Raw genomic sequence first — 13,444 nt, 5'->3', positions numbered from 1 at the left:
CCTCGTTCAATACCAGCAGGCCCAATTCATCACACAGCTCATAAAGTGCAGGAGCCTGAGGATTATGGGTCGTCCGGATAGCATTACATCCCATCTCTTTCAATTTCAATAAGCGTGTCCTCCATACTTCTTCGGGGACCGCAGCTCCCAATACCCCGGCATCATGGTGGATACAGACTCCTTTGACCTTCATCCACCGCCCGTTCAGAGCGAACCCTTTATCCGGATCGAAAGTAAATGAACGAAAACCAGTAGTCGTCACGGTCTGGTCGATGACTTTACCTGCTTTGAAAACCGTAGTCTTCAACCGATAAAGCTCGGGATGTTCCAAATCCCATAACCGAGGACGAGTGACGTTCAACCTGCAAGTTGCAGTGGCTTTCTTCCCCTCTTCGACCGTTAATTTACGACTTTGTCTGGCCACTACTTTCTGCTCCGGAGAGATCAGCTCATTTTCCACCGTCAGATCAGCCTTTTGTGTCGTCTGATTTTCTAACTCGACAGCCACATTCAAAATCGCTTTCCGGACCGACACTTGTTCAGGGTAAGCATACACCCCCCATTGTGCAATATGTACCGGATCGGCATATATCAACCACACATTCCGGTAAATACCCGAACCGGTATACCAACGGGAATCTGCACTCCGGCTATGGTCTACACGCACAGCAATTACATTGTCCGCCCCATACCTGATGTAAGGAGTCGCCTCCAGCATAAACGAAACATACCCATTCGGCCTCTTTCCCAGTAAATGACCGTTCACATAGATCTCACTCCGGTTATAAATCCCTTCAAAATAAAGAAAAACCTTTTCTTGCCGTTTATCTGCTGGAATCCGAACAACTTTACGATACCAGCCGATTCCTCCCGGCAAATAGCCGGTGGCACTGGCCAAATGAGGACTCATTCGCCCCTTGATACTCCAATCGTGAGGCAAGTCGACAGTCTGCCAATGCGCATCTTCATACTCCAGCTGTTTCGCCTCCTGAGGATCACTTAAAGTAAACTTCCATTGCCGGTTTATCTTTTCCGGATGTCCGAAAGAAACCTGAGCAGAAGCAGAGATCCACAACAGATGCGACAAAATAATTCCTAAAACAAATTTACACCCTTTTGTATTCATAACTTCACTCTTTTATTGAGGATCCACATCACAAATGACCCGAAGTGTTCCCCACTGTTTTTCTTGTTTCAATATTCTGATTTCTTCACGAAGCCTGTTTTTCACCCCCGAACAAGAGATTCCGTTTTCCAGCTTCAATAACAAAATCAGCCGATGATACCCACCGATTTTACTAATCTCCGGAACAGCAGGCCCACACACCCGTTTGCCCAGCTGCCCGCGCAAACGGACAGCCAGCCGGTTAGCGGCATTCCGTAAAGGTACCACCTCTTTATGTCTTAGTTCCACCTGAATCATCCGGCCGAAGGGAGGATATACAAACAACTCCCGTTCTGCAGCCAATTGCTCGAAAAACGTCCGGTAATTCCCATCGGTCAGCATGGTATACACTCTGTTTTTAACATCCGCCGCCTGAATAACCACTTTCCCCCGGTCACCTTTCCGTCCACTACGCCCGCTAACCTGCAACAACATACAATAAACCCGTTCCTCCGCCCTGAAATCCGGGAAATTGACCATACTATCGGCATCTATCACTCCGACCAGCTTGACATTTGCAAAATCCAGGCCTTTAGTGACCATTTGAGTCCCGATCAGGATATCGGTCTTCCCCTGTTCAAAATCTTCGATGACACTCCTGAAACGAGACTTACTACTCATCACGTCCAGGTCCATCCGGGCTACCCGGGCCTGCGGGAAAAGCCGTAATACTTCTTCCTCTATCCGCTCCGTTCCGGGTGTTCTTTCCCGGTAATGCCCCTCCCCGCAAACCGAACAACGGTCGCTCATCGACACCATAGCCCCGCAATAACGGCAAACGAGTACATGGCGCTGCTTATAATAGGTCAGACTCACATCGCAATAACGGCATTTCGGGATTTCCCCGCAACGGTCACATTGTACATAGGAAGAATAACCTCTGCGATTCTGAAATAAAATAACCTGTTTGTGTTCGCTCAGCACTTTCTCCATCTCTTCCAGCAATAAGGGAGAGAAACTACCTTTCATCAGCTTTTTACGCCGGTATTCTCCCACATCGGCCAAACGAATTTCGGGCATCTGAATTCCACCATAACGGCAGTTCATCTGTACATACCCATATTTTCCGGTAAGCGCATGTTGAAAAGACTCGAAAGAAGGCGTCGCCGACCCTAACAGGACTCTGGCTTCCGACAATTTCCCCAGCATAACCGCAGCATCCCGGCCATTATAACGGGGTGCAGGTTCTTTTTGTTTGTAAGAAGCGTCATGTTCCTCATCCACAATAATCAATCCCAGATTCCGAAAAGGCAGAAAGATCGACGAACGGACTCCGAGTATCAATTGAAAAGGTTCGTCGCTACATTGCTTCCGCCACAATTCAGCGCGCATATTATCCGACATACCGGAATGATAAATTCCGATACGGTCACCGAAAACCCGTTGCAACCGTCTTACGATCTGTACGGTTAAAGCGATCTCGGGCAGCATATACAACACCTGCTGTTCCCGATTCAGATATTCCTGTATCAGACGAATATATACCTCCGTTTTCCCGGAAGAGGTCACCCCTTGCAACAAAACACAATCTTTTTCAAGGAAAAAATCCCGGATGCGCCCTAAAGCGCCCTGTTGTTCTGCATTGAGCTGCCAAGAACTTCCTCCGGCGTCTCCGTCTCCTCCCAACCGACTTATCTTTCTTTCTTCGACCTTCAAAATCGCTCTGTCACACAATCCTTTGAGTGTAGCAGCCGATTGTCCGGTCAAACGCAACCACTCCCCTTTTTCGATTTCAGTTTTACCCCATTCGATCCATCTGCAAAGCATAGCATATTGGGCCGGTGCTCTTTTCAAGCGATCCAACAACGCCCCCAATTCTTCCTCTGTATACTCTTTTGCCCAAGTGACGATACGCTCCTTTTTTTCCCGGAACAAGTCGTCCACTGTTTCTTTAATCTGGATGTAATTCCGGGCCAACAGATTTCTCACCAACGGAAGCCCGTTTTTAATTTTCAGATATTTCTCCGCTTCTTTCAGCGAAACATATTCGCCAGGCTGTAAAAATCGGAGTAAGATTTTTTCGTTCGTAGTCAACCCCGCATAATCCACTTCCTCCGTGGTACGGGTAATGCTGGTAAAACTCTCCAAACGGAAAGCCACCGGTAAAGCCGCCTTCATCACTTCGCCGGGAGTGGTCATATAGTACCCGCCGAGCCACAATAAAAACCTCAGGTGCAGAGCCGAAAACGAAACCTGTTTCTCGATGACATCCTCGATAGGCTTTACCTGATATCCGACAGGCGCCTGGTCATGTATACGACCGACCAAAGCGGTATACCGCTTGTTACCGGCAAACGACACCAATACCAATGTACCCTCGCGAACCTCGCTTTCCAGAGACACAGGCACCGTATAGGTATACATTCCTTCTACCGCCAGGGGCACGATGACATCAGCATATCGCATAAAAATATTTTAATACCATTTATTCACAAAATACCCGAATGAGAACTCATTCATCATGCAATAATAACAAAAATAACGGTAAGAAAGCGGGATGCTCCTACCGTTATTTCATTACCAAGACCAGATTCTATTAAATAGACAGAATCCGCACCAGATTCAATAATTCAGGATTCAGGTTTTTGGTATGCTTGATCGTTTTGTTAAAAGGAACATGAACAATCTCTTTATTCATGATTCCCAGCATAATGCTCTTCTGATCGTCCATCAAAGCATCGACAGCGGCAGCACCCAACTGACTGGCCAAAACCCGGTCGAACTGAGAAGGAGAACCGCCTCTCTGCATATGTCCCAATACAGACACCCGGATGTCATACTCGGGATGTTTCTGAGCCACCTTTTCAGCAATGCTGTAAGCCCCACCTGATTTTTCACCTTCAGCGACAATTACGATTCCACTGGAGGTTTTCGGATTATAATCTTTTTCAATAAAATGTTCCAAATCGGTCAAGTCCGTTTCCACTTCCGGCACCAACACAGCTTCGGCACCGGTGGCGATAGCGGTACGTAAAGCGATAAATCCGGCATCACGTCCCATCACTTCTACAAAGAAAAGCCGGTTGTGAGCACTCGCCGTATCTTTAATTTTATCGACAGCTTCCACTGCAGTGTTGACAGCCGTATCGTATCCGATCGTCGAATCGGTACCGTACAAGTCATTATCGATCGTTCCCGGAATACCTACCACCGGAATGTCATGTTCCTGAATCAATAGTTTAGCACCGGTAAAAGAACCGTCTCCCCCGATCACCACCAAAGCATCGATTTTATGCTCTGCCAACATCTGAGCGGCTTTGGTACGTCCTTCCGGTGTACGGAATTCCATACTACGGGCAGATTTCAGAATCGTTCCTCCCCGCTGAATAATATTGCTTACATCATTGGATTTCAATCTTTTGATATCTCCCTCGATCAATCCCTGATAACCACCGAAGATACCATATGCTTCACAGCCATTAAAGATAGCTGTCCGGACTACAGCCCTAATGGCAGCATTCATTCCCGGAGCATCACCTCCTGAAGTCAGTACTCCAATTCTTTTTATTCTTCCCATAATTAAATCATGTAATTCATTTATTGTAGTTCTATTTTATGTCTTATTTCTTCCATCACCCATGCCGGTGTAGAGGTCGCCCCACTAATTCCGACACTTTGAGCATTCTCCAACATTTCCGGCTTTACATCCTCCGCCCTTTGCACCAAATAAGTCCGGGGATTCACTTCACAACAAGTAGCGAACAATTGCTTTCCGTTCGAACTCTTTTCGCCACTGACAAAGATGACAACATCATGTTTCTGTGCGAACTCTCTCAGCTGAGGTATACGATTGGCCACTTTCCGGCAAATCGTATCGTTCACCACCACCTGTGCCCCGCCTTTCTCTTTTAGCAAAGCTGCAATAGCCTGAAAACCTTCCAGACTTTTGGTCGTCTGTGAAAATAAAATCACCGGACGCGAAAAATCGATCTGCCGGATATCCTCGGGATTCTCGATCACCAAAGCCTCCCCATTCGTCTGTCCGACCAAGCCCACGACTTCGGCATGCCCGCGTTTTCCGTAGATGACCACCTGTCCACCCTGTTCCCGGGTTTGCTCATAAGCTTTCCGGATTCTTTTCTGCAAATTCAATACCACCGGACAAGAAGCATCGATCACTTCAACCTCATTCTTTTGAGCGATCTCGTATGACACCGGAGGTTCTCCATGTGCTCTGAACAATACCCGGCAATGTTGCAATCGTGCAAACTGCTCGTGTTCTATCGTTTTCAATCCACGTAGCCTCAAACGCTCTACCTCGAGGTCATTATGCACAATATCACCGATACAATACAACATCCCCCGCTCCAATTCCTGTTCCGCTTTGCGGATAGCATTCACTACCCCGAAACAAAAACCCGAATGTTCATCGATCTCCACTCTCATATTCTATCTTTCATTTATCCTCCTGCTTCTTCCTCCTTCTTCACCTATTACTTCATACTTCTTCCAACTCTCCTCCCCCGCTGCCAGCTTTTAGCCTTTAGCTCTCCCGTCTCTAGCAACCTTGAGCCTCCCAACCTATAGCTTATAGCCTATAGCTTTTTTAGCTCTCTTAGCACGCACAAAGATATAATAATTTTCAATAAATTATCTGTGTAAATAAATATGATTCAGCCTAAAAAAGTTGCAATCGATAGAAATCCCTTTTCATAAACCAAATTCTAAAATTTTGATTATTTTTGCAAAATACATACATCATATATAAATTTTTAACCATGAAAATTCTTAAAATATCCACTATTACAGTGGCTGTTCTCGTCGCAGTGTTCATTATCATCGCTTGTATTTTTCCGCCGATCGCCAAAAACTACATCAATAAACATAGTAAAGAGTTGATCGGGCGTCAGATCAACATCAAAGGACTCTACATAAACATTTTCACCGGCTATGCCCGTATCACCGATTTCCAATTATTAGAAGCCAACGATCTGGATACTTTCGTTTCTTTCGATACCCTCAGTGTGGATATGTCTCTACATCGTCTGTTAGCGAATGAAGTCAGAATCAACCACATTAGTCTGACCAATCCCAGCGTAAAGGTACTTCAGCAAGGCAGTGAGTTCAATTTCGACGATCTTTTGGCCCTCGGGTCAACGGATACGTTATCCGCCGATAGTCCTGCTGCCCAGCCGGTGGCTTCTTCTACACTACAATCGCCGGCCTCCGACAGCCTTTCTCCGGCCTCTCCGGCCACAACTTCGGCAAATCCCCTTGCCATTGCCCTCTATAATATCAGCATACAGGGAGGTCATATCCTTTACAAAGATTTAGAGCGTAATTCGGTTTGGCAAATGGAGAATTTCGGACTTCAGATTCCGGGGGTTTATTTCAGTGGTCAAAATACCGATGTCGGCATCGCATTGAATTTCAATGACGGTGGACATTTGCAAACGGCTATCCAATACAACATGGAAGCAGGCAATTATCTATTGGATATCGACCTGACCAATTTCTCAATCGCTCCTATCCAACCTTACCTGACAGATTTTACCCGGATCAGTACAATCAGCGGAATCCTGAATACTCACCTTAACATCGAAGGTAACGCCGAACATGTAACCGAATTAGTGGTTCGTGGCAATCTGGGTATAAACCACCTGTCACTTGCAGACGCCAGTCACAAAGAAGTCTTTGCTACCGATAGCATTTATATCGATATGGAAACGATCAACCCCGGAAAAGCTATTTTTCATTTTAACACGATCGCTGTCAACGGTATCAAAACCGGTTTCGAACTCCGTAAAGACGGAAATACCATGAGCGACCTGTTCCCAGAAACTCCCGAAGATACCGTCCGGGGGGCGGCAGAACAAACTCCAGCTGCCGGACCTCAAACTACAGCAACAGTCCCCGATTTCAAAGTCAGCACCTTCCGGATCAATAATTCGCTTTTCACCTTCAAAGATCAGACCTTGCGTCACCCCTTCACTTTCAGTCTGGAAAATATCAATCTGGTTGCCGACCAACTGAGTCTCACTCAAGAAAATAAGGCCAAAGTCAGCAGTACCCTCAAAAATGGAGGGACCATTATTTTCAACTACGAAGGGAAATTAGACGATCTCAGCAATACAGATATCTTACTCAGTATCAAGAATCTGGATTTAAAAACTTTCACTCCTTATAGCATGCAATATTTCGGTTATCCATTGCAAAAAGGGATCCTTTCTTTCAGCAGCGTGAACAATATCCGTAAGAGTATGCTGGACGGACGTAATAACCTGAATATAGCCAAATGTGAAGTCGGAAATAAACACCAAGATCCGAAACCCGATTATAACATCCCATTGAAAACAGCTTTATATCTGATCAAGGACAAAGACGATCTGATTCGAATGGATTTACCTGTAAAAGGAGACATCAACTCTCCTGAATTTTCTTACCGGAAAATCATTTTTAAGACCCTGACCAATTTATTGGTGAAAGTAGCCGTTTCTCCGGTTAACTTTCTGGCAAATTCCCTCGGTTTCTCTCCAGAAAAACTGAAAAATCTTCCATTCGAAGCAGTACAGAACGACTTTACTCCTGAACAATTGACTCAAATCAACCAATTAGCCGAAATTATAAAAGCCAAACCGGAGATGACCCTACTCCTGGAACAATTTGTCAATGTACAGCAAAGTAAGGTACAATTGGCCGATTTCTATGTAAAACGCAATTATTATCTACAGCAACACCCTGAGAAATCACAGACTACCCTGTTACCGATCGACTACAGTAAAATAATGGAAATAGATACGAAAGACATTCAATTTCTCAATTATGTCGGAACCCAGGTCAGTGAGGACAAAAAAACGGCTTATTTGGATGACCAACTTCTTTCACTGGCCGACTCGACTCAACTGAACCAACTGACCCACCAATTAATGGACAGACGCAACCAAGTCCTGAAAGAATACCTGCTCCGTCAGGAAGTCCCGGAAAAATGTATTCGTATTTCGACCGCAACTGCAGAAAAACTCGTTGCTTATAAAGGTAAGAACCAATATACCATCGGTTTGGTATTCGCAGGTGACGAACCCGATCCGGAATTAATTGCGGAAGAAACCGAAAATTAAACAGTGACAAAAGTTTCAAGGGATACAAAAGTTTCAGAATTGCTCCAACCGTTGTAACTTTTGTACCCCTTGAAATTGCTGTAACTACTAAAATATCGTTTTTTATAAAGTTCATCATCCCTGCCAAGTATTTCGTTCATTAAACTTTCACTTCTATCAGCCGCCCCTACGGCCGTAACAAAACACCCGCAGGCCATCGGCTTTATACACTAAATTTATTGTCCCGATAAATTTATAATGAACGAATATGTAACCCTATGGTCAACCGGATTTCCTGATCCGTATATTTGTTAGCCAAAGGCTGGGCAGTGATACCATTTTCATTGTAAAAACAAGTTTCGTTTTTAGAATAACGGCGGGTATAAGAAAGATCCCCGAAGAACAAGCCCACATTCAATCCAATCCCTCCGGCATAGGTGTATATTTTATTGAAAGAAGCAACATCGTGTTTATACGGACTTTGTTGAAGTCCGTATCCTCCCCTAAGACTCACCCGACTGTTCACCCGGACCTCCATTCCGGCCCGAAGATTATGGGTAGGACGATAAAGAGACCTGATCGCCCGATTAATCGGATCATAATCGACACTCCGGGATAAAGTTTTTATTTTATCCTTTTCCCAGTCATCCTCATAACTGCCGTAAATCCACTTCGCAGGACGCTTGTACTTCGCAGAGCTATAATCGACATATTCATAATCCACATCCAACATCACGTGTTGCCCCAACACAAGTCCCCAACAAAGAAACGCCCTCCAGGGAGTCCGTACATTAGCCAGATACCGATAAGGATCATAATAGGTTCCATAAGCCCTATTGGATATTTCATACTCCTGTTTATCCCGTCCGACGGAAGGATCGGTAGGCGTAGTAAAATAAGTATGAACAGAATTTTCAAGTGTATACTCCATCGTAAACCAGGTCGGCAAATGAATAGCGGCCCCCAATCGAATAGCCGGTACCGGACGATAGATAAGCCCTAGTTTCAAATTGATCCCCGTACCTCTGGTGCGACGGTATTGCCGGAATTCATAAAAATCCAGAAGTGAAGGAGCATTTTCTTCTGCAATCTCGGAATAAAGAATACGTTGTTTATCATAGGTCCACTGTATACCGAGTACCGCTCCGAGGTACAATTTATCTTTATAATTCGTTCCTCCGGCAATTGAAAACTCGCCTAGGTAACCTTTTTCCCGGATCTCCTGATATTGATCGACCCATTCGGCTGTTTCTCCATCGGTTTCCAAAATAGAATGGTAACTTTCATTTTCGTCCTGATATAACAAATAGGTATCATAAAAGGGACCGGTTGTAAAAATATTCAATTCATCCGGTTTGTATCCCTGACTTTGCCAAACATAGACATCCGTCAGGGAAGTCGGGGAATGATACACCTGCTGCCGGGTATTTTGAATATTGTTCGAAAGATCAGTATACGAAAAGCCCAGGTTAAAACCTTTCCAATCACTTTTTTCATCCTTCACGTACCCTGACAGTACCCCTCCTACCGTTCCGATCAGATAAGAAGTTTTCCTTGCAGTCAGCTCCCCGGATTCATTCCCGGAGAAATTCAATACCGAAGTGTAGGTAACACTAGATTTACGGAAAACCCCGATAGCGGCAGGATTCAGATTCCAGGAAGAAATATCTCCTCCCAAAGCTCCGAAAGCACCGCCCATAGCAGCTGCCCGAGCCGATCCTGCATAAGACAAACGGGAATAATTCAATATTTCCGTCTCTGTCTGAGCATAAATCATCTCCACTCCCAACAGCAGTTGTAAAAACAGTATAATTCTTCTCATAAACCGGTCGAACTAATAAATATTGCGACAAATTAATATTTTCAGCCAGGAAATCATTGCATTTCTTAAAATATTTTCCGCGTTTTATTTAATTTTAAGAGCAAACTAAAAACCTTGCCTCATGTAAACGTTTTAAGTTGCATTTTTATACCAAACAAATGGATATAATTGCAAATCGTCAATTTTATATGTAAAATCTGTTAAATCGTAAGTTAAAATCGATTTTTACTTCACCCTTTTAGGCTCTTTAGGTGTTTTATAGATGTAAATTTAATATAAAATTGAAGGTTGATATGAAGTGTAGATTTTTATTAACAGTAGGGGTGATTTTATGGAGTACCTGGAGCGGTTTTGCAATTGAAAAAACGACGGTAAGTCTGGATAATTTGGTCAAAACATTTGAACAAAATCCGGCAAACCCTCAAACGACCATGCAATTATTAAAAGAATTGAGTAAACAAGGGAAGTCGGGACAAGATATACTGAATCGTTATTTCAAAACCCAAAGTGAAGCCGATTACTTCAAAGATTACAATTGGATGATCGTACGGGATTATGTAAACGACATCAATGCACCTCAGCTCAAATATGTTTTTGAAAATCAAGATAAATTCATCCAGCATTTTTCCAAAGACGATGTTTTTCAGAAATTAGACAATGTGTTGGTAAACCATTTGGAACAACTCTATCTCCAGAATAAGGCAGATTACGAAAACCAAATGAAGCGGATCAAAGAAACCGGATACGAGCACTACGATGTTGTATTGGATTATTTCAATATCAAAGAACTACGGTTATCCGGAAATGCCGAAGATTATTTTTACAAAGCCCGGAAGTTATTTCGCTATTTCCCGGAAAACCGGAAGATGATCAAAGAAATCACTGCCGGAGCTCTGGAAATCATGAATGATGTTTCCCGCCTGAAAGTGATCCAATTATGGGCAGGAAAAACTGTCGAATCGAAGTCCGACTTCGACGCGATTTACAATTATGTCAAAATCTCCAAAAAATGCGGGTTCAACGACATTGCAAAAAAATATGCCAACATCGCCAATAACCTGGCTAACCAATCTCAAAATCAATTAATGAAACAACAGGCCAGTGAATTGATCAGGATGTTGAATTAAGATTCTGGCAATACAATTACAACGGTGCCAACAGTTTAAACGGGAACAAGGGTTTAAAACAGAGTGGCACCGTTTTTTAGTTTCTATAGTTACAACGGTTAGACTTGACTTCTGAAATCTTTGTAACAGTGGAGATTTAATTGTTTGAAACGTACGTTTAAATCCGTTTTATATCCTCTAGTCTTTCTTTGCGGAAGCTCTCCGGTCCAGGTGATTGTCCAAAGCATTTATTTCATACTTCGTGCTCTTTTTCCTAAAAATTTCCTCAATAATTATTAGCTTTGGAGATCTAACAATAAATAACATGAAGAATCTATTTTCCACCCTTATCCTGAGCCTTTTGGCCCTCGGCTGTACCCAACAACAGCCTGAGTCCCTGCGTTTAGCGACTTTCAATATCCGTTACGATAATTCGGGAGACGGTCCCAATAGCTGGCCACACCGCAAAGACAGTATATGTGCTTTTATCCACAGGGTCGATCCCGATATCATCGACATGCAGGAAGTCTTGCATCACCAGCTGGAAGTCTTGAAAACCGGCTTACCCGAATATACAGTTGTCGGAGTCGGCCGGGAAGATGGAAAAACAGCCGGAGAATATGCACCGATCTTCTTTAAACAAGCGAAATATACCCTATTGGACCAGAATACTTTCTGGCTTTGTGAAAAACCGGACAGTGTCGGAATGGTCGGTTGGGATGCCGCTTTGACCCGGATTGCAACCTGGGTAAAATTACAAGATAAGAAGACAGGACAAATCCTTATGGTAGTAAACACACATTTCGATCACATAGGTACCGAAGCCCGCCGGAACAGTGCCCTGCTGATTATCGAAAAAATTAAAGAAATCGTTGGGACTTCTCCCGCTATTCTCACCGGAGATTTTAATGTATCGGAAGACTGGGATGCCTATAAAACAATTACCAACAACGAATTTATTCTGAAAGATGCCCACAAAGTAGCCGGAAAACGGACAGGAGTGGATTTCACTTACCATAATTTCGGTAAAATACCGGCCGAAAAATGTGAAAAAATCGATTTTATCTTCGTTACCCCACAAATCCGGGTAATCAGTTCGTACATCCCTTTCTCACAACTCAACGACACCCTATTCTTATCCGACCATAACCCCGAAATCGTCGAATTGGAGATTGAAAAGAGTTGAAAAGAGTTGCTGAGTTATAGAGTTACTAAGTTATAGAGTTACTGAGTTATAGAGTTACTGAGTTATAGAGTTGCTGAGTTGAAAGAGTTGGGTCTTTCAACTCAGTAACTCTTTTCAACTCTTCTCCTCCAGCCCCTTTATCATTGTTTTAAACAACGGATCTTCTTCGCTCCAGCCACACGATTTTATCGTTCGGCGAATCGCCTGAAGTCCTTGTTTACATTGTGCAGGAGTACCCTTTCCGATAAGCATTCCATTTAATTGTAAAGTTGCATTAAAACGTTCATCAGGTATCAATTTCGAAAAATTACGCCTATACATTTTCAAAGCCTTTGTCAGATCATTGTCCACATAAGCACGGGTAAAGCCGATGATATCCAATAAATAATCCATCCTTTCCACACCCGATTTTTCAACAATCGAACGATATTCCTCTAAAGTTGCCGGATCTTCAGGGCGATTTTTAAAAATCATATCATTACAATGATTTCCAATCAGAGGCAACAGATCTCCCCATATTTTAGCATTCACTTCCTCTTTTCCTACGTTAGTCTCGAAATCGCTTTTATGTTTAAGCAAATACAGATACTCCGGAGATTTCATCTCCCGGACAAAACGCTTTACCAACGGCCAGGTAGTAGCCGAAGATTTCGACCGGTCGTCCAGAGTTTCCCAATATTCATGCAACACTTTTTGCATATCGTCTTTCATATAAGCATCCGAAAGCAATCCGATATATTCTATCATAAATTGCGGATTCCGTTCACCTTGCCGGTAGCGGTGATTGAAAGCGAATAACGAATTTTCTCCACTCCCCAGCTGCACCTGTTTCAAAAACTCCCCGGCAGTCATGCCTCCTACCATTTTGTGTCTGACTTCGCCTGCTGCATCCAGAATAAAGAAAGTCGGATATACTTCCACTCCATATTTCCCGGCCAATTCCTTCCCCTCTTCCTGCTCCATATCTTGCTTATAATTGACAAAACGGGTATTCATATACTCCCCGATATCTTTCCGGCTAAACACCTCCTTCAACATCTTCTTACAAGGTCCGCACCAACTGGTATAACAATCCATAAACACCAATTTTCCCTCCTTTTGAGCTTGCTCCAACGCCTGCCGGAAAGT

9 protein-coding genes are annotated in these 13,444 nt (G+C 43.7%); 3 read left to right on the top strand and 6 right to left on the bottom strand.

All coding sequences use genetic code 11. The features are described from left to right. From WS34_RS12540 to WS34_RS12525, 4 genes are all read right to left on the bottom strand, one after another. The coding region (locus tag WS34_RS12540) for a glycoside hydrolase family 2 (protein ID WP_046405185.1) at positions 1-1,126 on the bottom strand (1,126 nt) is incomplete at its 3' end. A 12-nt stretch (positions 1,127-1,138) separates the two neighbouring features. Beyond that, complete coding sequence (priA, locus tag WS34_RS12535; protein WP_046405183.1) at positions 1,139-3,571, bottom strand: replication restart helicase PriA; 2,433 nt, start codon at positions 3,569-3,571, stop codon at positions 1,139-1,141. Between the two features lie 130 nt (positions 3,572-3,701). Beyond that, a complete protein-coding gene (gene pfkA / locus WS34_RS12530; protein WP_013610701.1) occupies positions 3,702-4,682 on the bottom strand; it encodes a 6-phosphofructokinase in 981 nt (326 codons plus the stop codon). Positions 4,683-4,702: 20 nt separating this feature from the next. Further along, positions 4,703-5,551: a 4-hydroxy-3-methylbut-2-enyl diphosphate reductase gene (locus WS34_RS12525; RefSeq protein ID WP_013610700.1), complete on the bottom strand. Its 849-nt coding sequence runs from the start codon at positions 5,549-5,551 to the stop codon at positions 4,703-4,705. Between the two features lie 332 nt (positions 5,552-5,883). On the opposite strand from WS34_RS12525, the gene WS34_RS12520 reads away from it, so the two are divergent. Next, on the top strand, positions 5,884-8,223 hold the full coding sequence (locus WS34_RS12520; protein WP_046405182.1) for a DUF748 domain-containing protein: 2,340 nt from the start codon (positions 5,884-5,886) through the stop codon (positions 8,221-8,223). A gap of 232 nt (positions 8,224-8,455) precedes the next feature. Here the strand turns inward: WS34_RS12520 and WS34_RS12510 are convergent, their stop codons facing one another. After that, the gene (locus WS34_RS12510; protein WP_046405181.1) at positions 8,456-10,024 is read right to left on the bottom strand and encodes a hypothetical protein; all 1,569 of its coding nucleotides are present in this window, start codon (positions 10,022-10,024) and stop codon (positions 8,456-8,458) included. 293 nt (positions 10,025-10,317) lie between these two features. Here WS34_RS12510 and WS34_RS12505 point away from each other — a divergent pair, with 293 nt between their 5' ends. Together WS34_RS12505 and WS34_RS12500 are read left to right on the top strand one after the other, a co-directional pair. Then, positions 10,318-11,151 (top strand): hypothetical protein, encoded by an 834-nt coding sequence (locus WS34_RS12505; RefSeq protein ID WP_046405179.1) that lies wholly within the window; start codon positions 10,318-10,320, stop codon positions 11,149-11,151. A gap of 304 nt (positions 11,152-11,455) precedes the next feature. Continuing rightward, entirely contained in the window at positions 11,456-12,316 is an 861-nt protein-coding gene (locus WS34_RS12500) for an endonuclease/exonuclease/phosphatase family protein (protein ID WP_013610695.1), read from the top strand. Between the two features lie 114 nt (positions 12,317-12,430). On the opposite strand, the gene WS34_RS15685 is transcribed toward WS34_RS12500, so the two are convergent. Next, the coding region (locus WS34_RS15685; RefSeq protein WP_286693766.1) for a thioredoxin fold domain-containing protein at positions 12,431-13,444 on the bottom strand (1,014 nt) is incomplete at its 5' end.

It is taken from the genome of Odoribacter sp. N15.MGS-14 (genome assembly GCF_000980245.1).
GTDB lineage: Bacteria > Bacteroidota > Bacteroidia > Bacteroidales > Marinifilaceae > Odoribacter > Odoribacter splanchnicus.
The sequence above is the reverse complement of the archived record's forward strand: the minus strand, read 5'-3'. Positions and strand labels throughout refer to the sequence as shown.